The 26,436-nt window shown below is 52.6% G+C and carries 25 protein-coding genes; 14 read left to right on the top strand and 11 right to left on the bottom strand.

The features are described 5' to 3' along the window. Window positions 1-38: 38 nt before the first annotated feature. Window positions 39-410 carry a VOC family protein gene (locus ACR0IP_RS20010; protein ID WP_170621331.1) on the top strand — a complete coding sequence of 124 codons (372 nt, stop codon included), beginning with the start codon at window positions 39-41 and terminating at the stop codon, window positions 408-410. A 76-nt stretch (window positions 411-486) separates the two neighbouring features. Further along, window positions 487-960: a GNAT family N-acetyltransferase gene (locus ACR0IP_RS20005; protein WP_085824869.1), complete on the top strand. Its 474-nt coding sequence runs from the start codon at window positions 487-489 to the stop codon at window positions 958-960. 195 nt (window positions 961-1,155) lie between these two features. Here the strand turns inward: ACR0IP_RS20005 and ACR0IP_RS20000 are convergent, their stop codons facing one another. After that, window positions 1,156-2,073, bottom strand: coding sequence for a LysR family transcriptional regulator (locus tag ACR0IP_RS20000; RefSeq protein ID WP_170621332.1), 918 nt, complete (start codon window positions 2,071-2,073; stop codon window positions 1,156-1,158). A gap of 51 nt (window positions 2,074-2,124) precedes the next feature. Between ACR0IP_RS20000 and ACR0IP_RS19995 the strand changes: the two genes are divergently transcribed. The 4 genes from ACR0IP_RS19995 to ACR0IP_RS19980 all read left to right on the top strand — a co-directional run bounded on the left by ACR0IP_RS19995 (window position 2,125) and on the right by ACR0IP_RS19980 (window position 6,960). Further along, window positions 2,125-3,039 (top strand): NAD(P)-dependent oxidoreductase, encoded by a 915-nt coding sequence (locus ACR0IP_RS19995; protein ID WP_480527504.1) that lies wholly within the window; start codon window positions 2,125-2,127, stop codon window positions 3,037-3,039. 112 nt (window positions 3,040-3,151) lie between these two features. After that, window positions 3,152-3,784 (top strand): tyrosine-type recombinase/integrase, encoded by a 633-nt coding sequence (locus ACR0IP_RS19990; protein WP_170621334.1) that lies wholly within the window; start codon window positions 3,152-3,154, stop codon window positions 3,782-3,784. 389 nt (window positions 3,785-4,173) lie between these two features. Beyond that, window positions 4,174-5,094, top strand: coding sequence for an ABC transporter ATP-binding protein (locus ACR0IP_RS19985; protein ID WP_170516980.1), 921 nt, complete (start codon window positions 4,174-4,176; stop codon window positions 5,092-5,094). A gap of 48 nt (window positions 5,095-5,142) precedes the next feature. Continuing rightward, window positions 5,143-6,960: an SLC13 family permease gene (locus ACR0IP_RS19980; RefSeq protein ID WP_480527502.1), complete on the top strand. Its 1,818-nt coding sequence runs from the start codon at window positions 5,143-5,145 to the stop codon at window positions 6,958-6,960. Between the two features lie 58 nt (window positions 6,961-7,018). On the opposite strand, the gene ACR0IP_RS19975 is transcribed toward ACR0IP_RS19980, so the two are convergent. Then, complete coding sequence (locus ACR0IP_RS19975) at window positions 7,019-8,683, bottom strand: alpha/beta hydrolase (RefSeq protein WP_480527500.1); 1,665 nt, start codon at window positions 8,681-8,683, stop codon at window positions 7,019-7,021. 276 nt (window positions 8,684-8,959) lie between these two features. Here ACR0IP_RS19975 and ACR0IP_RS19970 point away from each other — a divergent pair, with 276 nt between their 5' ends. The 4 genes from ACR0IP_RS19970 (at window position 8,960) to ACR0IP_RS19955 (ending at window position 13,816) form a co-directional block, all read left to right on the top strand. Continuing rightward, window positions 8,960-9,145 carry a hypothetical protein gene (locus ACR0IP_RS19970; protein ID WP_058284053.1) on the top strand — a complete coding sequence of 62 codons (186 nt, stop codon included), beginning with the start codon at window positions 8,960-8,962 and terminating at the stop codon, window positions 9,143-9,145. Window positions 9,146-9,211: 66 nt separating this feature from the next. Beyond that, window positions 9,212-11,212 carry an alkyl/aryl-sulfatase gene (locus ACR0IP_RS19965; protein ID WP_480527499.1) on the top strand — a complete coding sequence of 667 codons (2,001 nt, stop codon included), beginning with the start codon at window positions 9,212-9,214 and terminating at the stop codon, window positions 11,210-11,212. A 48-nt stretch (window positions 11,213-11,260) separates the two neighbouring features. Next, complete coding sequence (locus ACR0IP_RS19960; protein WP_480527498.1) at window positions 11,261-12,955, top strand: SulP family inorganic anion transporter; 1,695 nt, start codon at window positions 11,261-11,263, stop codon at window positions 12,953-12,955. After that, window positions 12,956-13,816, top strand: coding sequence for a hypothetical protein (locus tag ACR0IP_RS19955; RefSeq protein WP_480527496.1), 861 nt, complete (start codon window positions 12,956-12,958; stop codon window positions 13,814-13,816). Window positions 13,817-13,878: 62 nt separating this feature from the next. Here the strand turns inward: ACR0IP_RS19955 and ACR0IP_RS19950 are convergent, their stop codons facing one another. The 3 genes from ACR0IP_RS19950 to ACR0IP_RS19940 all read right to left on the bottom strand — a co-directional run bounded on the left by ACR0IP_RS19950 (window position 13,879) and on the right by ACR0IP_RS19940 (window position 17,236). After that, window positions 13,879-14,457: a DUF3611 family protein gene (locus ACR0IP_RS19950; RefSeq protein WP_480527494.1), complete on the bottom strand. Its 579-nt coding sequence runs from the start codon at window positions 14,455-14,457 to the stop codon at window positions 13,879-13,881. Between the two features lie 82 nt (window positions 14,458-14,539). After that, window positions 14,540-15,058 carry a DUF1269 domain-containing protein gene (locus tag ACR0IP_RS19945; RefSeq protein WP_480527492.1) on the bottom strand — a complete coding sequence of 173 codons (519 nt, stop codon included), beginning with the start codon at window positions 15,056-15,058 and terminating at the stop codon, window positions 14,540-14,542. A gap of 93 nt (window positions 15,059-15,151) precedes the next feature. Beyond that, window positions 15,152-17,236 (bottom strand): alkyl/aryl-sulfatase, encoded by a 2,085-nt coding sequence (locus tag ACR0IP_RS19940; protein ID WP_480527490.1) that lies wholly within the window; start codon window positions 17,234-17,236, stop codon window positions 15,152-15,154. Between the two features lie 259 nt (window positions 17,237-17,495). On the opposite strand from ACR0IP_RS19940, the gene ACR0IP_RS19935 reads away from it, so the two are divergent. Continuing rightward, window positions 17,496-17,963, top strand: coding sequence for a hypothetical protein (locus ACR0IP_RS19935; RefSeq protein ID WP_480527488.1), 468 nt, complete (start codon window positions 17,496-17,498; stop codon window positions 17,961-17,963). 1 nt (window position 17,964) lies between these two features. Then, a complete protein-coding gene (locus ACR0IP_RS19930) occupies window positions 17,965-18,351 on the top strand; it encodes a hypothetical protein (RefSeq protein ID WP_170644150.1) in 387 nt (128 codons plus the stop codon). A gap of 459 nt (window positions 18,352-18,810) precedes the next feature. Here the strand turns inward: ACR0IP_RS19930 and ACR0IP_RS19925 are convergent, their stop codons facing one another. From ACR0IP_RS19925 to repA, 6 genes are all read right to left on the bottom strand, one after another. Continuing rightward, the gene (locus tag ACR0IP_RS19925) at window positions 18,811-20,256 is read right to left on the bottom strand and encodes a phospholipase D-like domain-containing protein (RefSeq protein WP_480527485.1); all 1,446 of its coding nucleotides are present in this window, start codon (window positions 20,254-20,256) and stop codon (window positions 18,811-18,813) included. Window positions 20,257-20,578: 322 nt separating this feature from the next. Continuing rightward, window positions 20,579-20,860: a type II toxin-antitoxin system RelE/ParE family toxin gene (locus tag ACR0IP_RS19920; protein ID WP_170555473.1), complete on the bottom strand. Its 282-nt coding sequence runs from the start codon at window positions 20,858-20,860 to the stop codon at window positions 20,579-20,581. After that, window positions 20,857-21,141 carry a CopG family ribbon-helix-helix protein gene (locus tag ACR0IP_RS19915; RefSeq protein WP_170555471.1) on the bottom strand — a complete coding sequence of 95 codons (285 nt, stop codon included), beginning with the start codon at window positions 21,139-21,141 and terminating at the stop codon, window positions 20,857-20,859. Before ACR0IP_RS19915 ends, ACR0IP_RS19920 begins: the two co-directional genes overlap by 4 nt. A 94-nt stretch (window positions 21,142-21,235) precedes the next feature. Next, window positions 21,236-22,330 (bottom strand): helix-turn-helix domain-containing protein, encoded by a 1,095-nt coding sequence (locus ACR0IP_RS19910; protein ID WP_480527483.1) that lies wholly within the window; start codon window positions 22,328-22,330, stop codon window positions 21,236-21,238. A gap of 195 nt (window positions 22,331-22,525) precedes the next feature. Continuing rightward, complete coding sequence (repB, locus tag ACR0IP_RS19905; RefSeq protein WP_170555467.1) at window positions 22,526-23,509, bottom strand: plasmid partitioning protein RepB; 984 nt, start codon at window positions 23,507-23,509, stop codon at window positions 22,526-22,528. A gap of 1 nt (window position 23,510) precedes the next feature. Continuing rightward, window positions 23,511-24,692, bottom strand: a complete 1,182-nt coding sequence (gene repA / locus ACR0IP_RS19900; protein ID WP_480527480.1) for a plasmid partitioning protein RepA — start codon at window positions 24,690-24,692, stop codon at window positions 23,511-23,513. A 1,100-nt stretch (window positions 24,693-25,792) separates the two neighbouring features. Here repA and ACR0IP_RS19895 point away from each other — a divergent pair. Both ACR0IP_RS19895 and ACR0IP_RS19890 read left to right on the top strand, forming a co-directional pair. Next, window positions 25,793-26,050, top strand: a complete 258-nt coding sequence (locus ACR0IP_RS19895) for a type II toxin-antitoxin system ParD family antitoxin (RefSeq protein WP_170555463.1) — start codon at window positions 25,793-25,795, stop codon at window positions 26,048-26,050. After that, the gene (locus ACR0IP_RS19890) at window positions 26,047-26,391 is read left to right on the top strand and encodes a type II toxin-antitoxin system RelE/ParE family toxin (protein WP_170486510.1); all 345 of its coding nucleotides are present in this window, start codon (window positions 26,047-26,049) and stop codon (window positions 26,389-26,391) included. The genes ACR0IP_RS19895 and ACR0IP_RS19890 overlap by 4 nt, the downstream gene beginning before the upstream one ends. Window positions 26,392-26,436 lie beyond the last annotated feature (45 nt).

Below are 26,436 nucleotides of genomic sequence, written 5' to 3'. Positions count from 1 at the left end.
AGTTGAAAATGACGCCCACAGAATTACGGAGATCAAGCATGATCGGATATGTTACCCTCGGAACCAACAACTTCGAGGCCGCGCTGAAATTCTACGACACCTTGTTTTCGAGCGTGGGCGCAAACCGCCTTTGGAAACACGGCGATATGGCCGCATGGGGCCGCTCAAGGGCCGAGCCTGCGTTATGCCTTGCTTGTCCATTCAATGGGGCACCGGCAAGCGTTGGAAACGGGGTGATGGTCGCTTTGAAAATGACCAACAGAAAAGCCGTCGATACGCTTCACGCCAAGTGCCTCGAACTTGGCGGAACAGATGAGGGACCCCCCGGCACACGCGGAGATCATGGTTTCTACGGAGGGTATTTCCGGGATCTGGATGGCAACAAACTGAATGCGTATGTCCCAGCGTGACAGCAGGCAAAGAGTTGGCTGTTGAAATATCGCGTCCAGCGGACAATGAGCGACGAGCACATCGAAAGACGCCGCAATGAGATCTGAAATAAAATTCGTCCGATTGTCGGAAATCGACCCAGCCGAAATCTTAGCGCACATGTCCGACCCTCGTGTCGCCGAGCATATGCCGCTTCTGAGATTTACTTGGAATGCCGAGACAGTGGCGCGGTTTGTCGCCAAAAAGGAAGAGTGTTGGCACCGTGACGGACTTGGACATTGGGCATTCTTGTCCGATGACCGATATGTCGGCTGGGGTGGATTTCAAAAAGAAGGAGCCGAGTGGGATTTCGGACTGGTCTTGCGGCCCGACACGTTTGGCCTCGGGCCGCGCATCTCGCGAAAGGCGATCGACTTTGCAATTTCCGATGAACGCATCCCGTATGTGACCTTCCTTTTACCACCGTCACGCACGAACCTGCGGGCACTCGACAGACTTGGTGCTTGGCGGGTTGGCGAAGTCGACTATGACGGGGCGACCTTCCTCAAATTTCAACTTGCGACAGAATGACAGAATTGTCCGATTTCTGGCACATCGCCAGCTTCAGAGTGTGTCGTAACTCGCGACCCAGACCGGACATTCATCGCAGCCATTGGCGCCGCGGTGCGGTATCCCAAGAGCGGACCTTCATTCATAGCGTAGCATTATCGGGTCGTTATCTTGCAAGATCAGATTCATTTAACTCTAGCCGATGCTCTTTACCGCCTACAGCAAGTGGGCGGGCGTCCATCGGAAGAGGCTTTTCTCATATTCAGTGATTGATTTCGAAAGCCATTTCACGAACAGCTTTGCCGCTGGTCGAACCGGACCGGGCAGCGTGACAAGGTAATAGCCGATCTGCGGTATTGGATCATCAAACAGTGCCACGAGTTGTCCGGACTTCAACTCGTCAGAGACAAAGGCCGGTACCGTCGCTCCGATCCCGTCACCTCGGCGGATGCCATCCAGCAGCATGTTGCCCGGCATGCGGACAACTCTCCGGTCGGCGTCGGGCGGAATTCCGACCTTTTCCAACCACAGGTCAAACTCGACTGACGCTTGTTCCTGAAGAAGAGTGAAATCAAGCAATTCTGCCGGATTCGTGAGCACCCGGTTTCCGATTAGTTCGCGGGACGCGACGACCGTCAGACAGCCTGGCAGCAGCATCTGCGAGACAAGCCCATTCCAGCGACCTGTTCCGTATCGGATGGCCATATCAATTCCGCCCGGCTTGAGGTCGACAGCCTGGATCGTTGAATCGATCCTCAATTCGATATTGGGGAATTCGTCAATAAACGTCGACAGACGCGGCATGAGGAACGCGCTTGAAAACATCGGAGTCGCGCTGACCACCAACGGTCGAACCGCCTCCGCACTCGATACGCTCTCGGTCACGGAGGCCATTTCAGCGAAGGCTTCAAGCAGGCCAGCCGACAGGAATTCACCTTGCGATGTCAGAGAAATGCCGTGCCGGGTGCGGGTGATAAGCCGGGTGCCGAGATGTTGTTCGAGCCCGCGGATTTGCTGGCTGACTGCAGAATGGGTCACGTTCAGTGCCTCTGCCGCCCGGGTCAGATTTCGAAACTTGGCAGCGGCGGCGAAGGCTCTGAGAGATGTCAAAGAGGGAAGCGTGCGCCAATCCATAAGTTAGATCATCTAACAATATAGAAAAATTTACAACTATGTGATCCCCCGATGCCGGCGCATGCTGGAGCAGGAATTTATTGGCGGGCACAGGAGACTAACATCATGAAACTTGCTGTATTGGGACTGGGAAACATGGGGGCAGCGCTGGCGCATTGCCTGCTCAAGGCAGGCCACGATGTCAGCGTTTGGAACCGCACGTCGGAAAAGGCAGAGGTTTTTGCTGAGGCTGGCGCCACGATCTGCTCTTCACCGGATGATGCCATTGCGGCGTCTGATTTTGTCATCATCTGTATCAAGAGCCACAAGGAAACTGTTGAACTGGTCAACGGGCTGAGTGTTTCGCTAAAGGGTAAGACCATCTGCGACATGAGCACGGGCGATACTTCGGATGCCGATAGACTGGTCGCAATCCTGGAGAAACAGGGGACTGGCTACATGCTGGGCATGATCAATGCCTACCCTTCCGGCATTGGCGGTGACGAAACCACAATCCTCACGGTGGGCAGTGCCGGAACCTGGGACTGTTATGGCAACATCATCAGTGAATTGGGTGGAAAGTCCGCCCATGTTGGAGAGAAACCAGCGGCACTTGCCGCGCTCTTTGCCGGCCTCTTCGCGGTTCGGCAGGGGTTCATGTTTGGAATGATCTACGGTGCACTTGTCTGCCAGAAAGCGGGCATCCCGATGCAGGTTTATGCAGACCAACTCCCTGCCACGATCAAATTGGTCAATGACTACCATGATCTCTTTGCCAGAACTGTTCCGACCGAAGACTACGACAATGCCGAAGCCTCGTTGAAAGTCTACGCATTGGCGCAAGAGGATGCGCTGAAGACTTTCCAGTCTGTAAATGCTCCAGCCGAGTTCATCCGGTTGATGCATGACCGCACCAAGTCGGCTTGGGACGATGGTTATCGTGACAGACAACTGACCTCACTGGTTCAGCATATGACGGATGCCTGATGTGATGGGGCTCTGAGCAGGCATTTGCCGCATCATTCGACCCCCATGATATTCTTTCCTGTCAACGTCGGGTTGTCGTTGTGGGAGGGCGTGGCGGATCGGAGGATCAATCATGGAAATACCAAACTTGCCTGCCATTCGTGCGCTCAGACCCGCCTGGAACAAAGGCCGCATTGTCGGCCAGAAACGTCCGCTCAAACCGAAGCATGTTTGGGCGATCCGCGTTCGACTTGAATTGGCGAAAAACCATCGGGACCTCGCGCTATTCAATCTGGCCATCGACAGCAAGTTGCGAGGCTGCGACCTGGTCAAAATGAAAGTTGTGGACGTCATGGCGACTGGTCAGATCAAAGAACGAGCATCCGTCCTTCAGAGCAAAACCAATAAGCCAGTTCGTTTCGAGATCATGGAGGGAACGCGGACATCGCTAGAACGCTGGATGGAAGATCCGCTGATGGTCGGGTCCGAATTTCTCTGGCCAGGACGGTTTCATGAGCGGCTTCACATCTCGACACGGCAATATGCACGGATTGTCAGGGATTGGGTTACGTCCATTGGACTAGAGGCTACTGCATACGGCACGCATTCGATGCGCCGGACGAAGGTCACCCAGATATACAAGAAAACCGGCAATTTGAGAGCAGTTCAGCTTCTACTTGGCCACACCAAGATGGACAGTACCGTCCAGTATCTGGGCGTCGAATTGGAAGATGCGCTAGCCATCGCAGAAGCCATCGAAATCTAAAGGGCTGGGCCGCCCGACAAGGGCGGCCCAAACCGGACATCAAAATGTACAATCACATGCTGCGTTGCAGCTGATCAAGAGCCGACGTTCGTACTAATCTCAGATTTTGGTCAACCTGAAATTCGGCCAATCCTACAAATCGTGCTCGAGATCTCTCGACTATTCAATGCAGCTACGCTGCTCCAGGATTGGACTTCAGCGGGCACTCTCAATTCCCACTGTATGTGTTGCACTCATCTGTTTGCTCCTGAATTCGAGCGTCTCCAGCGTAGTCGTTTAGTCCGAAGAAAAGGTAGATTTATATTCAGATTGGATTGAGTGTTAGGGTGCAGTCACAACAATGTACCCGCACCTTCAAGCAAAGGTGCTCTTGGATTTTGGGGGAGCGAGTGATCGAATTTTACAAATCTATCTTGAGAACTACGGGACATCGTCAGGTGGTCAACATTTTGCTGTCGCTGGCCATTGCCGCCCTGGCGGCGTTTCCACTGAACTACCAGAAGGAAATCGTGAATGGTCTGACCGAAAAGAACATAAGCCCCGGAGGCTTGCTGTGGCTTGGTACCGCTATGGGCGCGGTGATAACCCTGAGTCTCGCGCTGAAATGGGTGCTGGGGTATCTTTCGAGCGTCCTTGGCGAGGACATGATCCGCAAGCTGCGCAAGCGTATTTGCAATCTGTCTCGCGAAAACCCAGGGGGTTCCGAGAAAGTTGCCTATGGTGCCAAAGCAACAATGGTGTCGGCCGAAGCGGAACAAGTAGGAAAATTCTCTGGTAGCGCTCTGTCTGAACCCATCGTACAAGCCGGAACCCTTGTTGTGATTGTTGGGTATATTGCGGCCAATCAACCCTCTCTGGGGCTGATTGCAATTGGCATGATTATCCCTCAGGTGTTTATTGTTCTTCTCGTTCAGACGCGCGTGAACTCCCTTGTGTCAGACAGGGTTCACACATTGCGCAAAGCCACCAACTGGCTTGTTGACCCTGATCGCTCGGCCGCGGAGATCATTCCCAAATTTGACGAGATCTACGATACCCGTTCCCGGATATTCGTCTGGAAGCTGTCTTCGAAATTTGTACTAAGCGCCATTAACGGAGCCGGGACGGTGGGGGTTCTTGTCGTGGGCGGTTGGCAGGTCCTGGAAGGCAATACGGATGTCGGCACAGTCGTCGCCGCCACCGTAGGTTTGACACGTCTTCAGGGCCCGACGCGGCAGCTGATTGCCTTTTATCGACAGGTCAGTGCAACAGCTGTGAAGTTTGAACTGCTGCGGGAAGCAGGCGTGGATATGGCTGACGCGACCACCTGAAATTTGCACGCATGGATGGACGCCCTATCGTTTGAAGGGGGTAGTATAATGACGAATGAAGCCGGATTTGTGTTCGCTCTGATTGCCGTCGCGGGTGTGCTGATGGCAAGCAACCGTGTTCGCTATGACTTCGTTGCCTTGATAGTTGTTCTTGCGCTTGCCCTCAGCGGCACGCTGACAATTGGGGAGAGCCTATCGGGCTTTGGGAACAGCGTTGTAATCCTTGTCGCCTGCCTTCTTGTGCTGGGCGAAATGTTGGATAGAACCGGCGTTGCTCGCGCAGTAGGGGACGCCATCATGCGGCACGGTGGTCGTGGTGAAACTGGATTGCTGGTGCTTATCATGATCAGCACGGCGCTTCTGGGGAGCGTTATGAGCTCGACAGCCGTCGTAGCAATTTTCATACCGGTCATTCTGCGAATTGCTCAAGAAACGGCAAACGACAAGGCTCGTTTTTTGATGCCGATGTCCTATGCCGCGTTGATAAGTGGCATGCTGACCCTGATCGCCACGCCTCCGAACCTTGTCGTCAGTGATGAGTTGGTGGCGCAGGGATACCAGCCTTTCGGTCTGTTCTCCTTCTTTCTGATCGGTGCGTCGGTTCTGGTTGTTGCAGTCCTGTTTGTCTTGTTTTGGGGCCGCTACCGGTTGAAGACCAAGTCGACCCCTGATGAACAGGAGTTCGCAATTTCCGGAACGACGCTTGCAGGTATGTGGGAAACCTTTGGATTGGATGTACATTCCGCGACTTTCAGGGTCACTGGCAAGGTACTCTCAGAGGACGTTGACAAGCTGGCGGGAAGTGGCACGGCAATACTCGTTCGACTGAGGCCTGGCGCCAAAGGAAAGTACCTTGCAGCCATGTTTCGTGAAGGTATGGAACTGCTACCGGGTGACATAGTTTTCATTCGAGGAGCCCAAGACGCACTGGCGGAGTTATCAACCAATGCGTTGTTTGCCAAAACTTTGGGTTTTCAGAAATCAAGCGCTGTTTGGATCGATCAGTTGGGTCTTGCGGATGTATTGATCCACCCCGAGGCTAATGTGATTGGTCGACAAATGCATGATGCACCCGGGTTCGAATCCAAAGGGATTGAGATTGTTGGCCTGGTGAGAAACAGCGAGCCCGTCGAACACCCCAACACTACAGTTTTGCAATCAGGCGATCGTCTTATGCTTGCCGGATCATGGGAAGACTTGGATCGTGCGGTTGAAAGGCATGATATGTTGGTGCTTCTGTCCTTCCCAAATGAGCGGACATCCGTCCCACCGGCAGCTACGGGTTTTTGGGCTGCGATTGCCATCATGGTCACGATGGTTGCTCTAACGGTCTCAGAACTCGTCTCAATAACTACTGCAGTACTGATGGCCGCGGTAGCGGCAGTCTTGCTTCGCACTCTTTCCGCCGAAGACGCCTATCGCGCCGTAAAACTTCCAAGCCTCGTTCTTATCGCCGGGATGTTGCCACTTGCTGACGCGCTGCAGGCTACGGGCGGATCGGACATAATCGTTGACCAACTTCTTTACATTGTCGGAGAAGCCAGTCCGCGCGCAGTCATGGCGGCGATCTTTGTTTTAACGGCCCTATTGGGCTTAGTCCTATCCAATACTGCCTCTGCGGTACTTGTTGCGCCGATTGCTATTTCAGCCGCCGAAGCACTTGGGATTTCACCATACCCAGTTGCGCTGTGTGTTCTGATCGCTGCATCCGCGTCATTTTCGACTCCGATCTCAACACCTGTGGTCACATTGGTCGTTGCACCTGGGGGGTATAGTTTTGCTGACTTCCTCAAACTCGGTGTGCCACTCACAATTTTGACCGGCACTGTCGCGGTGGTCATCGCTCCAATGCTGTTCCCTTATTAACGGTTTACTCCCTAATTTATGTCGTTGTTTTAGTTGACACTTCGGGGGAAAAGTGAAGTCAATTGTTTACACACCCATACTGGAATCCAACATCGCAGTGAGCAACGAGGCGTTCTGTGTCTTTTTCAGTCCAGTTCTCGGGTGCAGTAACCTGTACCCACGGACCTATGTAATCCTCGGCAAAGTAGGCATGCCCATGTCCAGGTGGTGTCCCGAAAGATAATGCCATATCGAGCGCCAACTGAAACTTGGTCACAACCGGTATAAATGTAAGGTGTTCTGAAACATCTTCCGCGGGCGGTTCTTTCATCCATGGAGGAGCGCGCCAGAAGGAAAACGGATCGTAAAAGACAATTGGATCACTTGAATACTGCAAGAAGACAATTCGCATCTGGCCCCAATCAGCCGCAGCCTCAGACGCATCCGCAAAGTGGGAAGCGTAGCGAACAATCGAACCATCACCAATTGTAGGCAAAACCCAAGGGCTGCCCGGTTGTCGGGAATTCTGCACACGCTGCCAAAAGTCTGAAGGAAATGGCGGCCCCGCCCAGAACGCTCCGTCGATAGGATCACCAACCAGACGAAACAGGTTGGTTGCATACATCGACGACCAGGCCCCGAGACTTAGTCCGTGCGCATATAACCTGGGGCGGTCTTCTTTCGGGAGGGTTCGCCAATAGTCATGCACAACTTCCATAAGAGCGGTCGCCTGATCCAGGCCAGTGCGGGTTTCAAGAACCAAAGCAAGTGGTGATTGCATATAGGAATACTGGACGCTTACGGTCGCTATATCACCGTTGTGCATGTATTCGACGGGATCATGCGATCCCGGATCCATCCAACCGGTTCCGGTGGGGCTTGTAACAATCAGGATCTTTCGTTCAAATGCACCAAGGCGTTTCAGCTCCGCCAAGGCCAATTCCGCCCGCTCCATTGGTGTGTCGGCATTTGCCCGACCCACATAAACCCTTATTGGGTCCAAAGCGGGTCTGCCAGAAAATTTTGAAATAACTTCCGCATCCGGCCCGGTCTCGACAAAGTCGCGGCCCGGCTTGCCCATAGCCGCCCAATCGATGAGCGAGGCAGACGACCCGGTTTTGTTTGGATTGGCAGGCTTTGGTGGCGCGGTGTCAAAAAGTTCCTGAGCCGCCTCGTAACTTTCGTCGAGCGTAGCGACTACCCGATCGAAAACGCCATCTCGAGTTACGATAAACAGTACTGTGAACACTGTTAAAGCGCCGAGGATGTTGGCCCGCCTTGGCGGCATGAAGCGATAGAACTTAGCGCGCGTCCATCGAAACATGCCTTCAATCAATTTGCCGATCAGATAGGCGGCGGAAAATGTGAGCAAGGCGATGGGTAGCATTGTCATCAGGTATTGGGTTTCGGCCTCTGCAAGCCCCATCTTGCTACGCAAATCGTTCTGCCACTCAAGGTTAAGGGTGATCGACCAGACCGCGAGTGTCAGTACTGTACCCGTAAGCAACACATCACGCAGAACAGCCAGCTTACGTGGAATTACAGGCAGGTCGGCTGCAAGCCAGATCAAGCCAATCACTTTCCCTATCAAGTATCCAAGCGACATGACCAGGCCACCAAGAACGCCTTGCGCCATCGGCCCTCGGGGGATCATGGACGGTGTCAGTGACGCCGCAAACAAAATCAGACCAAGCAGAAAACAAGGAATGGACAATCCAGCAATAAAAGCGCGCAACCGAACCATTTCCCTAATCCTTCCTAATCGTACGGCTTGAGTCCGCCCTGCTTCAGCTAAGAAATTTGCGAAGTTTGCGGCGCGAGCCAGGAACGTTGTTGACTAACTGACCCGTCACAAAATTCACGACAAAACCTAAGCATATTGATATTCTTACATATAGAATACATTATCTTTTTGTTGCCGAGTGCCAGTCTTTGCATCGGCACGTGTTGTGTCCGTGCGACCTATCACGCGGTGCAATCGGGGATTTGGAAACAATGATCATTCGGGGGGAAGATCAACATGTCGTCAAACAACACCGATCCAAACGACAAGAATGAACGGCATCGGGCACCGCTTTTTGGTATGGCCGGCGTCGTAGGCTTTGTCGCAATCCTTTTTGTCCTGTTCATGGTCTATCTATTCACTCGTTCAGAGGGCCCGACCCGGATCGCTCCCGTCGGCGGTGATGCAACCCAAAGCGAATAAACTATCCAACCTTCACGGATCGGTTCTGTTCAGGAATCTCTCATTACAATCAGGAGCAATTTGATCATGCCCAGCGAACGGCCACATTTTCATGCCAAAGGCAATCCTCCGTCACAGCACACCAAATCCGTTCTGGAGGCCGCACACGATGCCTTGCCTTTCGACGATACCCGCGACTTCGACGAATGCGAACGCGGTCTGATCGCAAAAATGGAGCATCCTAAAATCATGGCGGATGCAGGCAACGTTGCGTGGGACATGGGGCAGTTCGATTTCATTGACGAGGCGGATAGCTACGAAAGCATTCACCCGTCGCTGTTTCGTCAGGCAAAGCTGAACCAGGACTACGGACTATATGAGGTCGTCGAGGGTATTTATCAAATCCGCGGTTTCGATCTGTCCCAGATGTCTTTTGTTCGCGGGAAAACTGGTTGGATCGTTTTCGACGTGATGGTGTCAGCGGAAACCGCACGCGCCGGGTTGGAACTGTTTCGATCACATATTGGCGGAGAGCTTCCCATTACCGCTGTGATCTACTCGCACAATCATGTGGATCATTGGGGCGGGATAAAGGGTATCATATCGGAAGAAGATGTGGCGGCCGGCAAAGTTGAAATCATCGCTCCCGTTGGCTTCATGGACAATACGGTGTCCGAAAACGTTTATGCTGGTAACGCTATGAATCGCAGGGCTTATTACCAGTACGGTATTCTACTACCCGTTGATCCACATGGCTATGTCACACAGGGTCTGGGGCAGGCTGCATCACGTGGCGCTGTGACACTGATTGCCCCTACGCGGATCGTCTCAAAAGACTATGAGGAATTCGAGGTGGATGGCATTCCGATGGTCTTCCAAAACACGCCGGATACTGAGGCGCCGTCGGAAATGAACACCTACATTCCCGGCATGAAGGCTTTGTGGATGGCCGAAAATGTCACCCACTGCTTGCACAATATCTATACCCTTCGCGGCGCTCCAGTACGCGACGCGTTGGTTTGGTCAAAGTACATAGCGCAGGCCTTGTACCGATTTGGTCAAGAGGCCGAAGTTATGTTCGCCGCGCACCACTGGCCGCGATGGGGAAATGCGAGGATTCAAGAGGTGCTGCGGGCGCAGCGCGATATCTACGCGAATATGAACAATCAGGTTCTTCATCACGCAAACAACGGCGTCACAATCAACCAAATCCATAACGTCTACAAAGTCCCCGAGGGTCTTCAGAAACACTGGCACGCTCGCGGTTACCATGGCTCACCTGAGCATAACAGCCGTGGTGTAATCCAGCGATACCTCGGATTTTGGGACTGTAATCCCGCAACACTGATTCCGCCTTCACCGGAAAACTCAGCGCCGGTTTACGTCCGAATGATGGGCGGGGCCGAGGCAATTGTCGCCAATTGCCGCGAAATGTACGACGCTGGTGACTATTTGATGGTTGCTGAAATTCTGAACAAGGTTGCGCTTGCCGAACCCGAAAACGAAGTCGCTCGTGATCTTCTCGCGGATGCCTTCGAGCAAATCGGTTATCAGCAGGAAAACCCTGGGCTTCGCAACTCATTCTTGGCGGGCGCTTTTGAATTGCGATCCGGTATCCCTTCCGGGCAGGCCGTCAAAACAACCAATCCTGACGTTATGCGCGCCATGTCGACTGAGCTGTTTCTGAACTTCCTCGGAATCCGGCTCGATAGCGAAAAAGCTAAGGGGCTGAGGTTTATGATCAATCTGAGAACTCCGGATAATGGAGAGGAATTTATTGTCGAACTGGAAAACGCGACGTTAACGAACACAAAGGGGTATCAGGCTGAAACTGCTGACCTGACGCTGGCGATTGACCGCGCAAAGCTGGAAGAAACTCTGGCCGGAGAGAAGAGTTTTGAACAACACATTGCCGAAGGGTCCGCGCAGATCACGGGTGACCCTTCCATTCTGAAAACACTGGCCAGTCTGCTGGTGGATTTCGACCCAAAATACGAAGTCTTTCCGGGCACACGCGCCAGTGATGAACAATCCATTGAACACGACCCCTATGACGCGGAAGAACTGAAGGGCGTGGTGCCTGAGTGATGTGGTGCTCCCGCGCCAAATACCCAAAATATACTGGATCGCGGCCGCATGCTTGACGGGTTGAAGATTGATCGCAGGAACGTGGTTTCAGATCTTGTCGCAGGTGCCACGTTCGCAATCGTCAACGTTCCGCAAGGAATGGCCAATGCTGTTCTTGCGACCGTCAACCCTGTCGCTGGTCTTTACGCGCTAATGGTCGCCATGCCCGTCGGCGCAATCTTCACCAGTTCCGTTTTTATGAATGTATCAACGACTGGCGCACTATCGGTCGCCGTCGGTGAGGCATTGTATGGGGTTGAGGACGATAGAAAGATCGGCGCATTGATCGGCCTGGTTATGATGATTGGGATGGTGCAGTTGATTTTTGGGCTGCTGCGTATGGGGCGGCTGGTCCGATATGTATCCAACTCGGTGATGACAGGATTTATTACCGGGATTGCAGCTCTGATCATTCTTGGCTCTATTCCTGATATCACTCGGTTTGAGAGCGCACAGCCAAATCATTTGTTGCGCCTTTCCGATACCGCATTGAACTGGCGTAGTTTCGATACCGCTTCGGTTACTATCGGCGTGGCCACAATTGTCCTTATTTTTCTGATCCAGCAAACGCGATTAAGTAAGTTCTCGCTGATCCTTGCTCTGGGTGCGACAACCGGGTTGGCCACGCTGTTTCAAGGCGGCTCGATCGTGCTGGTGAAAGATGTCGCGATCATTCCCCGAAGCTTGCCCACGCCAATGCTGCCGGACTTAAGCTACTTTCCAGAACTGATCTTGCCCGCCATTGCCATCGCAGTGATCGGGTTGGTACAGGGCGCCGGTGTTGGTCAAAGCTATCCGAACCCCGATGGGCGGTTTCCAGATACTTCGCGTGATTTCGTCGGCCAAGGCGCAGCCAATCTCACAGCAAGCGTGTTTGGTTCGATCCCTTCAGGTGGGTCAATGTCGGGAACGGCTGTCAGTGTTCAGGCCGGAGCGTGTTCGCGCTGGTCAAACATCTTTGCGGGCGTAACAGTGGTATTGATCGTCTTTTTGTTCGTGGACATGGTCAAACTTGTTCCGATGGCCGGTCTGGGTGGGCTTTTGTTCGTGGTGGGCGTGCAGAATGTCCAACCCAAGTCTATTGCTGTCATTTGGCGGACCGGAACGATGGCCCGTGCTGGTTTTACTGCGACGCTGGTGGCAACGCTGTTATTGCCGCTGCAGTTTGCAATCCTGTTGGGCATCGCAATTTCTTTCGTTCTTCAAATTCTGCGCTCCGCTAACCAAATCGAAGTTAGGCAGATCTCCTTGGTCGAAGGGGGATTCCCAATAGAGCGGCCGGGTGCGACCGCTCTTGAGGAAGGCGAAATCACGGTTCTTCGCATTCGCGGAGAACTGTTCTTTGCGTCGGCGCAGGCTCTTGAAGCTCAGTTGCCCGAAGCAGATACGGGACGCCATTCAGTAGTATTATTGGTGCTTCGTGACGTTGACGACTTGGGAAGCACGATCATTCGATTGCTAAGCCGATACTCTAAAGAGCTTGAACATCACGACAGCAAGCTGGTTTTGACCGGTGTGAACAACAAGTTGCAAGGGCAATTGAAACGAACCGGGCTGCTGAAGCGATTGTCGCAAGAGAACGTCTTTGAGGAGCAAGCTGAAATCGGGGCGGCACTTAATGATGCCATGGAACAGTCCCGTATTTGGATCGATGCGAAACGCAATCAGTCATCCAGCACTTTGGGATCAGAAGGACGCAAATAGATGCCCGAAGTCGTATTGGTTTTTACAGGTGTTGTCGTTTTTGCTCAGATGTATGGGCTGGGAACCCGGCAAGAAGTTGGAAGCATTCGTGCGCTGTTGTCCGATACTTCGCTTTTGTTTCGTTCCCTGATTTCAGTTCTCGTCGCGATGCCTTTGGCAACACTCGTCATAATTTTTTTGCTTCCCGTGCGTCCTGAGGTTGCTCTGGGTTTGGTCATTTTGGCCGCCGCGCCCGGAGCGCCTCTCACAACGCGCCGGTCCGAAACCGCAGCCGCCGATTTCAACTATGTTGCGTCATTGCAGTTGCTTCTTGCTCTGTTGGCAGTGGTTTATACGCCGTTTGTGCTGTTCTTATTTAGTCATTTGCCCCAGGTCGCGGTTACTCCTGTTTCGTTGGATACTGTGGCCGCTCAGGTCGGGCTGGTGACTTTTCTACCGGCAGTGCTTGGATGGGCATCGGCGCGCGCGGTGCCGCGATTGCGAAATCGCCACAACAAGGTGGTGGCGATTGTGTCCAAGGGACTTTATCTCTTGTTCCTTGCCGCTCTTTTGGCTGCGCTGGCGCTTTTGCCAGACCTACGGCAATCACTTGCAATTGGGTGGACCACTGCGTTTTCGGTCGTCATACTTTGTGCCGTCGCGTTAGCGAGTGGCTACACGCTTGGGGGCCCGGTCAGATCGAAAAGAGCGGGCCTTGCCATCGCAACAATTGCGAGGAATATAGGATTGTCTCTTTACATTGCTGAGCAGTCAGAATTGTCTTACCCGGCAATCCCTACTATCCTGCTTTTTGCTCTGATCGGGGTTTGTATGGCTTTACCGGCCTCTGTTGTTTTTAAGCGGTTTTTGGGTGGCACATAGCACTGCTTTTAGCCATGCTCTTTAATTTCGCAAGGTTTCGTTAAGGCAGGTGTACTGCGTACTCAGACATCATTTCCTCCCAGAGAACGAGAGATCAAGAAAACGATACGCAAAGAAATCGCTACAACAAGCAGCTCAGCGGTTAGCGTCAAAAGTAGAGTCATGATGCTGACTGCATCGACCGCCGAAATCGTGTAGGGGCTGGCACCAGTTTCAGCTGCGGATATCTGCAAGCCGACTTGAGGGTTGGCCAGCATTGTGACCAGAAGCGCAAATGCGGCTCCGAACAGTGACACGATTGTCAGAACAGCGCCGATCGTTCCGACCCAAACGCCGATCCACACGCGACTTTGAAGCCGCGCGGCTGAGGGGTCATCTCCAGTCTCTTTCAGCTTTCGTCCCAAAGACAAATAATGCCAACACCAAAATGTGGTGAAAGCGGGCAGGATCAAACCCAAGAAGGACAACACGTTGCCCACGCCTGCGCCACCTCCGACAACGCCAAGGACAACGCCGCCCAGAACAACCACAATGATCAAAAAAATCAGTTGAACCCAGAAACCGATCTGGCCAAGCTTGACGAGCGCATCTGCAACGCGCCAGGAATTTTCGTCATGCCAATTAACTGATTCTTCTGCCATATTGCTGTGCTCCCAACCAAAGCCCTATGATTTGAAGAAGGTCGTCCACACTTTGGCTTGGCGACCGATCTCTATCAAAAAATCACTGGCTATGCGCAGCGGCGAGCGCTTCGCGGAGTTTGTCTTCTTGTTCCTGCGATAGGGACGTCTGAAGTATCCTCGGGTCGTATTGTTCGATCTCGGCGATCACTTTGTCCGGTGTGGCCTTGGCGACAAGCAGAAACAGAGCCGATGAATTTGGTTGGATGCTCTCGCCCAGTTCTTTGATGAAATCATCATTGATGCCGTAATCGGAAAGGGACCCTCCAAGCGCTCCCATTGCCGCCCCGGCCAAACCTCCCACTGCCATGCCGGCGAGTGGGTTGAGAACAAGAATACCGGCCAACATACCAACTATTGCACCGGTGCTCAGGCCCGTACTGGCGCCAATTCGGGTCATGTTCACTGACTGCTTAATGTGTATGTCTCCCTCTTCGGGTCGCACAACGACGCAGGCGTCCAGCAGGTCGATCAATTCCTGTTTTTTGAGCTGTCGTAGTTTTGTCAAAACAGCATCTGCACTGTCGACACCATCAAATGAAAGAACAACAAGATCAGCCATTGAAGTCTCCTCGGGTTATTTGGATTACATCGTCAAAATCGTATTGGAGTGTAAAAGTGGGTAACGCGGGTCCGAAGGGACCCGCGCAAAACATCATTCGATTACGACCTGACCGGTCACCGCCTGCAACGGCTCGGCCTCTGCTACCTCAGTTGGACCGGTACTTGTGCCAGGCAAAACTTCGAACAGAGGATCGAACTCAACCATGGCTCCAGCGAGTTTGATCAGAACGCTGACGTCACCATCGGCCGTTGCGCGACCGTCGGCCAGCAAATCCTCGAAATCAGCCTCTCCGGTCATCACAAGTTCCAAATCGGATCGGTTCAAGGTCAGAGTCAGATCTGGCTCATCGAAAGCGAAACCTTCGACATTTGTGAGTGTTGCCTTGGCCAGCTCGATCGCAAACATCTCACCATTGTCGGGTGTGCTTAGGTTCATCGTAAACTCGATGCCTTCGGCCTTGCGGCTGTCCATTTTGATCGCAAGGAAATCAAGGAACAGCTCAGTCGACATCGCGCGTATCACCTCTGGGCTGGACGTGTCGGCCGTTTCACCGGTGGGGATGCCGGAACGAAGCTCATAGGCACCGGACAGGAAACTGTTCCGCAAGCCCGGGTTCTCTTGCTGGTAGCCAAGCTGTTCGTAAACGTCTGCTAACAAATCTTTTACTTCCTGATCTGATGGATCCGACAGGAACAGTTTGTTCAGAATCTCGGACGCTTCGAAGTATTGCCCTGCATTGTGTAGTTCCAGGCCCTTGGCCATAATTGGATCTTTGCCGCCCATCATCTCGACGTAGAGCGGAGCTGAAGCTTCTGGTTCTAACGGTATCAGGGTCGCGGGATTGCAATCCCAGAATCCAAGGAACCGCTGAACAACGCCGCGCGAATTGTGCTGAGGTGAGCCGTGATAGCCACGTGTATGCCATGTCTGCTGCAAACCCTGTGACGGCTCATAGTGGTGATGTATCTGGTTAATCGTCACGCCCTGATTGGCCAGATGCAGGGTCTGGTTATTCATATGGGCATAAAGGTCGCGCTGATCTCTCAGAACCTGCTGCACGCGGTCATTGCCCCAGCGCGGCCAATGGTGCGAAGCGAACATGACGTCTGCCTCTTGCCCGAACAGGAACAGGGCACGAGAGATGTATTTTGACCATCGAAGGGCATCACGTACCGGCGCGCCGCGCAATGTATAAATGTTGTGCAACGTGGCCGTCACGTTTTCTGCCATCCACAGGGCCTTCATGTCTGGGATGTAAGTATTCATCTCAGACGGCGCTTCAGTGTTAGGTGTGTTCTGGAAGATCATCCGCACGCCGTCGACCTCGAACTCTTCGATGTCGTTCTCGACAATCCGGGTTGGCGCGATCAGGCCAGTGGCACCTGCTGAAACGCGCTTGCCGAGACCCTGATTGACGAACCCATGCGGGGCCACGGGCAACAACAGACCATATTGGTAAAATAGCCGGCGGTTCATTGCGTTGCCCGCGAACACGTTTTCGGAAATTGTGTGTTCCATGAAATCGCGCGGAGCAATGATTTCGACATTCCCGGAATCGACGTCCTCCTGCGAAACGATGCCGCGAACGCCTGCCCAGTGATCGCCATGGGAATGTGAATAGATCACGGCTGTAATCGGCAACCCTTCGCCTTTGTGTTCCGAGAACAATTCCCATGCGGCTCGCGCCGTTTCGGCCGAAACCAGCGGGTCAATGGCGATCCAACCCGTTTTACCGCGCACGAATGAGATGTCGGACAAATCAAACCCGCGCACCTGATAGATGCCGGGTATTACCTCGTACAGACCATAGTTCTGATTCAGCTTACTGATGCGCATCAATGACGGGTGGATACTGTCGTACTCGTCTTGCTCGTCGATGAAATCAAATGCGCCCCGGTCCCAGGCGACATTGCCCGCGTCTGCCATGATTTGAGGTTCCGGCATCTGGGCAATGAAACCCTTGGCAACTTCGTCAAAGTCCTGAGTGTCTGAGAAAGGCAGTGTTTCTTTCGCTTCGGCCAGGATTTTGAGCGTGTGCTCGGACGGTGCTTTTCCTTTAGGGTGAAAGTGGCCTTCTAATGGCGCGGCTGTCGATGTGGTTTGTGCTGCTGCTTCTTCCGACAAAAAAGTAGGACTTACCGCAAACGCGGCCCCAATTGCTGGAACAGTTTTCATGAAGTCGCGCCGATTAGGTGCCATCGTATTTCCCCCCTATTGATAAAATTGTCTGAAAAGCAGTGCCTCACATCCTAACATTTAAATGTCATTGTGGAACGATTAAGATTTAGGCAGTCTTGCACGGCTCATTATCCAGCACGGCTCGCGGATGTATTGAATACCTGAGTGTTTTCTGACGATTGGGCCGTCATAAGTGAGCCCAGCAACAAAGGACGCGATTTAAAAATAGGTGGATCATAGATCAGGGGGAGACACGATGGCAGTTACCTGCAACGCCTCTTTGTCGAGGCGAGATTTTATTAACCTGGCTGCTGCTGCTTGTCTTTGTTGCATCTCAAGTTGCGCCCCGTTCGACCGCAGTAGTGCGATCAGCGACATAAATTCTGAGCTTGCAGCTGCGTTGGAACGGATACCTTCTGATGATGGCTCAGATCTGGTTCAGGTCGCCCGGGAGATTGAGGCGAATTCAACACAGATGATCCAGGCGCACGCGGCCTTTATTGAAGAATTCAACCGGTTGTCCGCCAACCGCTCTGTAAAACGTTCCAAGTTGGTAGCTGTTTCAGACAGATATGACACCGAACGCCGTTCGCAACGCGATAACCTGCTGGTATTGCAGGGGCAATTGCAGGCAGCAGTCCCGGAAGACTACTGGCCGGAAGTTGCTGAAATTTTGTACGAAAAGGCAGACTTAGTCGCTTTGGGAACCAGCTTGGAGTTATGATATGCCAGTAATTGCGACGATAACGGCGGTCACTTTCTTTTTGGACGGATCGTCTGATTTAGCACCATCATTTCTGGAGCCCAATACGCTGAGACCCGCCTTGGATAAGGCTATTTCGCCCGCAGACAGCGATGTCCGGACCGCGGCCTTGAAAATTGTGAGCGACTTGGAAGTTGCCGTTGATCGGTTCCGTGCCGCGGTCGAAGGTTCTGCGGACAATGCCATTCTCGGTTCCACGGACAAATCAGCATCGGCATCGTCCACAAGAGCCATTTTTAGTGAACTGGATCGGGAAAGAGATCGAGCGATAAGCGCGGTAATCGACTCACGTGATCAACTCGTTTCGCTTTTGGATCAGGAGACCTGGTCGCGAGTATTCGATGGGTAATGTCTATTGAGAAAGGGGGCAATGTCCACCCTGTCGTCGCTGCAACGCTGTCCCTAAAGTCGGCGAATACGTTTGTTTGGTGAATTGGATGATGATGCATCCCATGAGGCGTGCTCAAAGTTCTTGCAGACGATGCCGCTACTTTTTGTCTTTTTCCTTTTTTTGGTCATTTGAGGGCGCTCGCCAAAATGAGGCCGCGCCCCAAATCACCAGAACAACCGTAACTATGCCACCCACAATAAATTCCATATCAAGATGATAGCCACACGAGCTTGTTGGCGCAACTTTTCAACACCGCGAAATAGACAAAGGGACGTTCAGCCTTCCCTTTCAATTTCGGACAAACCCTCTGCATTGTCCATTTTGGGTCAAGTTTTTAAGGGCGTTGCGGATACCAAAAAAGAACTACCTCTCAGACCGCTCGCTTGGACGTTCGGGTGTAAGGCTAAGTTTGGCTGCCTACAGGTAAGGGGAAAGTAGCCGGGCGAAACCGTTGCGCAATTTGGCCAAAAGCGGGAGATCATTGATCTCTTCGAGGCTGATTTCTCGAGCGCCAAGTGCTTTTGAGTCAAGTATGGCATGGAGTTTTTCCGACAGCTCTCGATGATAGCATTCAACATTGAACTCAAAATTCAATCGCAGGCTTCTGGGATCCCAATTTGTGCTTCCAACAAGAGCCCAAACGTCGTCCACGAGCATGAGTTTCGTATGATCGAACGGTGGCTTGATGAAGAAAACCCGGCAACCATGTTCCAAAATTTGCCCGATCTGCCCCATAGCTGCCCACTCGACAACCTTAACGTTGTTGTTGGATGGCAGGTAGATTTCGACCCTGATGCCACAGAGCGCCGCCACTGAAAGCGCTTCTATCAGCCGAGAATCCGGTAGAAAATATGGGCTGACGATACGCACCCGTTCCCGCGCGGCCGACAGCGCTGCGAAAATGAGTTTGCTGAGCGTCTCGAAATCCTCGTCTGGTCCGTGCGAAATCCCCCGCGACCAGACCGTGCCATGGCGGGTAAGCTCTGGAAACCATGCCGGGCCGCTCAACCGTTCACCTGTGGTGAAGGCCCAGTCCGTGACAAACACTTGTTTGAAGTGGCTTACAACCGGCCCCTCGAATTTGAAGTGCAGGCATTGTGTCGGCGCCTCAGGATCGAGGTTCAGGCAATGCGCTTCACGAATATTGGTGCCGCCTGTGAAGCCAATGCAGCCATCCACAACAAGGATTTTTCTGTGATTTCTGAGGTTTGAAAAGCGGCGTGAGGAGAACCCGCTCGTAGGAAGAAAACTCGCGGCTTCAATGCCCACCTCTTCCAAACGAGTAACCATATTTTCTTTGCTGTAGCGCGCGCCAACGCAGTCGATAAGAACGCGCACTACCACGCCGCGATCCTTGGCGCGGACGAGCGCATTCAAGAATTCTTCTCCTGCTCGGTCGCTGTCAAAAATATAGCTCAACAATCCAACCGATAATTTGGCACTATCTATGGCCGCGATCATCTCCGGAAAGGCCTCATCACCATCTCGCAGGCAATCGACCGTGTTTCCCGGCAAGAGTGGCTTTGCGCTAAGAGCTTCCCCGGCACGGGCTAATCCGGCCAAGTGAGGTAGTTGGATATTAGCCTCTTCAAACAACACTCTCTCACTTTCCGAGAGAGAGAAACCTGGAATTCGGCGCATGGTGTCTGACAGGCCCATCCGTGTACCAGCCCGGTTGATCCGATTGACGCCCAGTATGATGTACGCCAAGGAGCCAACAAACGGCGCAAGCCAAGCAAGGGCTGACCAGCCAATGACCGCGCGCGTATCGCGCTTTCTCAGAACAGCATGTACAGTGACTCCGAAGGCTAAAGACATCTGCACAAGCGTGACGAGAAATGCCAATAGGTAGACGAGGCTCAAAATTCGATCCCCCAAATGCAGCTACACCACTTGAAGCCTCACCTTATCTTTTTTGACTAACAAGGGTGCAAAAAGTTTGGTTTTGAAATGCTTGGATCCAGCCGTTCTACCACTGACATCACGCTTGGCGCACCTCATAAGCCGTCTCCGAGCCTAACCAACGCCTGCTTATCGCCATTCTGCGGACCTCGACGAACGGTGCAGCGAAGGTCTGCTTCCCGCCCTCATTTCAGAAATCTAACGATCGAACAGCAGAGTAGGTTCGGTTGCTTGCCCGCCCCTACTCTGCCCGTTTGATGCCACCAATTTTAAACTCCCGGTTTCAGTAATCCGCGCCCTGCCGGGTATCCCATAGGCGCAGAATTTCTATCTGGGTGGGCATTACACGATAGATCAGCGTGAATGGGGTTCGCGGTACTGAAAGCTCTCGTATGTCTTGGCGTGTGTCACTTGAGTGACCTGCATAAGGGTTGGCTGCAAGAGTAAGCTGAATGGCTTTGAGCTGAGCTCGTGCCCTTTCGCTGCCTTCAGGAAAAACTGACGTGTAGTAGTAACGGAACCATTGAATGTCCCGGGCCGTATCTTCGAGAAATACAATCTTCATTGGCTATTGGATTGCCCGCTTGCTACCGGAGCCGAAAGTTCATTCTCGGTATCCCAGCTGTCTATCCAGGCATTCATTTCGTCTGCCGTGATGAACTTGCCTTGGTCTGCTTTTTCAACAGCCGCATCAATGGCTGCACGTTTAGCGGCCTTGGATTCTAACATCATTCTAATTGCCCGAACGGCGAGTTGTGCAGGCGGTCGATCTTCGATCGCAGCTTCCCGTTCCAGGGTCTTTCTCAAGTCTTCATCGAGACGGATTGAATATGGGCTGGTACTCATCGCTATCACCTGTTTCCGTTTGTAGTACAATGTAATACATTGGCATTCAATTCACAATAGACCGATGGCATGTACCGCATCTATTGTTCTGAACTCATGAGCGTGAGGAGATATCATGGGTATGGCCTGCACTTTCGCGGATTTTTGAACTATGCACCAACAATGCGGTTGGTTGCATATCTCCCCGATCGATTTTCGAGATCAGCGAGATCAAATAGGCTTGGTGAGATTTTATATTCTCAGCACGTTGAAAAATATATCCGAGCACCATGAAACGGAGAGCTGGGCCATATGTCGATTTCATAGCATACCAGGTCTGACCAAATCGTAAGTACTCGGCGATATCGTCCATAAGCCGGTCACAATGCGACTGATCCCGGGCAAAGCGAAGTTCCGAGCACAAACGTGGAAAACTGCGCTCCATTTGATCTGGAGAAACTTTAACCTGAGAATGTTTTTCTTTCTTAACTATCGGATTCAAAGAGTCCTCTTTGTGCCCCTCAATTTCATGGTCATTGGCCCTCATTTTTTCGGTATGAGCCTGTTTTATCTGGGAGATTTCCACAGAGATCTCCGCCAGAAGTTCGCCTAGTACATTTGCTTCTGGTTTTCGACGCAGAGCATTGCGCACGGTGGCCATCAAATCTGAGATCGCGGTGTCGTCTGCTACGAGCTCTCTGAGGCGCGCCAGAGCGGCCGATACCTTGTCGCGGAGTACAGTGAACTCGAGAACTCGATCAGCGTGCCTCTGGGCTTCCTGGATGAACTCAGAGTGCCGTTCAGATAAAGGCATCAAGGACAGTCCAGTTGCAGTGACCACCCTGCCCTGTCGGTTCCGACGTGCCCAACGTTTACCGTTCGCGCTCATGACGCGACGGATAAGCCCAAGCTCAACCAGCGCTGAGATATGACGTTCAACAGTCTGCACGCTGACATGAGTTCGTTTGGCGATCGCTACGTTGGAAGCGAAGCAGATATGATGATCATCCTGATCCGCAGAAATCTGATCCCCACTCATAAAGGAAATCATTGCTCTCAGGACATTGAGAGTTGTGGATTTTACCCCAAGAGGTTCTCTGGCTTCCTCGACGGCTCGAAGAAGCATCCATTTTTTAGGCGTACTAACCCCCTGCCCTGCCGTTCCCGGCAAGGTCGCTCCGTTTGGAGCCAATGCTTTAAGTGTTTTCATTAGTTTATGTCAGCAGACAAAGAAAACCTGTTCACCCAGAGGCGTTTTTTGTTGTCTCGTGATTCGCGGGCTGTTAGGGTTTAGGTGTCAAATCTATAACCACTAGTTGGTTTTTAGCCCTCGGAGCCTTAGGTTTCGGGGGTTTCTTTTTTGCTTCCTCCTTTTGCTCGTTGCCTCATGTAGAGTTAACAGTTGTTAACTCGCTTTTTCCTCGGCGCCTTCTTTGAAACGCTCGTAGGATTCCTGAATAAATTGACGAAGGTTTTCCTCAAGCCAACGCGTATAGGCTTCATTCTCTCCTGATCTTTTGATCGTCATGTTCACTGTGGAATTGCTGGTCTTGATGACAACGTCTGGTGCCGGTCGGATTTCTTGTGCTTCTTTCTTAGGGGTTAAGCTACCTAAGAGCCCGTTCAATCGATCATCGGAATCAGATGCGTTGAGCTTTTCCAGAATTTTCTTTGCACTAACCGCTGTTATTGCCTTCTTTCGCAATGCTTCAGCGAGAGCAGTCCATTTCGGGCGACCAGACTTTGGTGCCGGCCCAATCATATCCCCGAGATCGTTAGGAATGTCGTTGGTGATCCGCTCCAATTGCGACAGCGTATTCTTGGATATCGCAAGTGCTGTGATCGCTTCCGAACGGTCATATCCCTGGTTGAGAATTTCGCGGGCGAATCGTGCCCTTTCATAATAACTGAGATCAACACGAGAAGAGTTTTCCAGACCTTTCGCCTGAAGCGCCTCTTTGTCATCGAGAGTCCGTACAAGCGCGCGTACAGGCTGGTTTAGATGCTGACAGGCCAGAATGCGACGGCGGCCGTAAATAACCTCGAAGTGACCATCTACCTCCTCGGAAGGGCGCAAGAGGACCGGAACCTGTTGGCCGCCTGCTTCATTGATGCTTTCGGCTAGTTCTAGAACAGCTGCATCGACGTTCGGCTCGGCTTTCGAGTTAACAGGTGTTAACTCGACTCCAAGCCTGTCCTTCGGACCCCAAGGCAATATGAGCGAGGTATCGATTTCTTGGATTCCGCCGGCGCCAACACGGACGGAAGCTATGGTGCCTCGTGGAAGCGCGGCATTGGCACGCTCGGTTTTCGTAGGCGGAATGGGCGGGTTCCCGGCTGCCGCCGCAATCGCTGCAGCCATGCTGGTTTTGTTTTGTTTAAGTGCCATTTCAACGGCCCCACGCGGTTTGAATCATGTTTGAGACTTCGTGCCCGACGGCATCCATGCTTGATCGGGCGCGGTCATAGGTTGAACGTGTCATTTCTGATCGAACAACTTCGTACATTGTCATTTTCAGCATCGCGGCATCGGCAATCGCAGTGCTTCGCAGCGCAGTTGCTCCGATCACCCGATCCTGAAACAGCGCCCGCATCAGACTTACAATTTGCTGCGATGGGGTATCCGAGGGGTCGTCCCGTGTTATGAGGAACCGGAAATTGTCATGGACAATCGGAATCCCGGAGTTCTCAAACTCTTCCAGGTATGCCGAAGTCATTTCAAGAAACTGCTGCGTGGAGGCCACGTCCAACATGCTCGGTGTCAGCGGCACGATCACGGATGTTGCCGCGAACAATCCTGCCAGCGTCAAGAAACCCAAAGAAGGCGGGCTATCGATAATGATTACGTCATAGTTTGCTTCGACTTTTTCGATTGCGCTGGCAAGCCGATTATAGAAGGGAACGCCTTTTCGGGCGTAGACAGCGGTTTCCGTTTCAAACTCTGACAGGATCAACTGGGCGGGGGAAAGATCCAAGCCAGGGAAGTAAGTGGTCCGGATGCACTCGGACATCGGGACCGGATCCTCGTAGCGCAGAGCATCATAGATCGAATTCCCCTCAAACTCGATTTCTGGCTGAATTCCGCAGAATCCGGTCAAGCTGCCTTGTGGGTCAAGGTCGATAGCCAGAACGCGATAACCTTGAAGCGCAAGATAGTGGCAAAGGTGAATGGCTGAAGTGGATTTTGCACTACCACCCTTGAAGTTCATGAGTTGAATAACCTGAAGCTGGTCGGCATCGCGACGGCCGGGAAGGTATTTTCCGGGCTTTCTGGAACTGCCTTCAAGGATCTGGCGCATCGCTTTGATTTCGGCTCCGGAGTAAAAGCGACGGCCGTTCTTGTTGACTTCCGGCTCTGGAAGAGAGCCCTCAGCATGGCCCTTTCGCAAGAACTGTCCGGTTGTGCCAAACAGGTCGGCAACCTCTGTCGCGCTGAAGAGTCTGAGGGTCTTTGACAGCTCAGGAGAATACGCCTGAGTCAAGTGGGTCGTCAGTGCAACTTGTAGACGATCAGAGATTTCACGTGTAACGTGAGACTGCGTCGTCGCAGCAATTGGTGTGGTCTGTAGCATAGTTGCAGTTTTCCTGCTCATTTTTGTTTGGTTGCGCAACTTGAGTACATTTAGGCACTCGTATTCCGATTCATGTCAAGAGAAAAATCAATAACTTGTGGGTCGCTACGAAGCCTGCACAAGCATTTTGAAGTTAACAGCTGTTAACTCACGTCTCCATTGGGTACTTAAGAGGCGCTTGGAGGTTGCATGGTTGCAGTAAAAGTTTGGCTTCGAAGTTTCAGTTCAGAGGGTTACCTGACGTCGACTACTTTGTCCTTACAGCCAAGCGAAATCCTGTCAGAAATACTGCGATGCGCTCAGTTTGCTCAAGTTGCAGATGACTAAATCAATTGAGTGTTGAGCCTCACGCCGCTCAAAAACCGAATTGGTGGGTGTTCTTGATAGGTGCCGGCAAGTTCACTGACTTGCCAGGGCGGGGTGCCGTCCAGCGCGGCTTGGGTCAGGAAACCCTAACGCAGCCAATGCGGTGAGGTATAATCCTTCGTAGTCCTGTCACCTTCAGTCGGTGTTTGACGATCTGGGCGATGGCGTCCAGGTTGAGGCGGCGTTTCCTCATCCAGCCAGATTTCGAGACCGAGTGAAACAGGGGGTTGTCCTCGATCTGACCCACTTTGCTCCAATGCACCAACGGCTTCGCTGCGCGGCCCTTGCGCACCAGCCGTGGAGTCTTGTCTTTTTGGGTGGTCTCAACTACCAGCAGCGACAACTAAATCATGTAATTCTCGTTGAATTCCTTCAGCGACACATCCCCCAAAAAGATCCCGCCGATCACCGAACGCTGCCATCTACCCGAGGTCAGCCCAGTAACAGGATGATCCGGTCACGGCTGTCCCGGCACGATCCTTGAATGGTGACCATCTGCTGTTCGAGAATATCACCGGTAATCGGATGGGCGGTGTTCGGGGCAAGGAGGTCGGCCCTGTGTTTGGAATTTGCGAAAGCGTAGGGCGATGGTTAACCCTGCCACGGCGGTGAGCACTTATTTGCTCTGTCAGGCCGGCAATAAGAACGGCTTGATTAAACTACCGGGTGTGGAAACTTCAATTGTTGAACAAGTACCTTCGTTGGCATATATTGCCAATCAGGAGGCTTAAGCCATGGTAACACGCAATGTCGTACTTACTGAATCGCAGGATCAATTGGTGCAGAATCTGGTTGCATCCGGTCGCTATCAGAACGCCAGTGAAGCGTTGCGCGCTGGTCTTCGTCTTCTGGAGCGGGAAGAGGCGGGACTGGTGTCTCTCAGGCAAGGCCTGCAGGAGGGCGTAGCCCAGGCTCAGGCAGGAGATCTGGCAGAAGGCGGCGGTACGGATGCGATCCGTCGTGCCTTTGTAAGGGCACGAACCAAAGCGTGACCAAACCCTTTCGACTGACACGCCGTGCTGAAGCCAGCCTGGTGGAAATTGCCCGATGGACCATCGACAAGTTTGGACGGCATCAAGCCGATCTTTATGAACAAGAACTGATAGCGCGCTGTCTGGCCATCACGGAGGGCAGGGCGGCCAGCCGCAGCTGTTCTATATTGGTAGAGGAGGCAGCTGATCTCAGATATGTACGGGCGGGAGAGCACTTCCTAGTTTACCTGGATCAGCCGGACGCGGTGATCATTGTTGATATCCTGCATTCCCGCTGCGACCTGCCGCGACATGTTTCCGCGCTGGCCACGTTAACGGATGCGACAGGAAACAAGACATAGGCACAGCAGTCGGAGTTTCCCTCAAGCTGGGAATTCTTTAAGTAG

Source organism: Ruegeria sp. AL11 (genome assembly GCF_056540865.1).
This window is presented reverse-complemented; position numbering and strand designations above follow the sequence as displayed.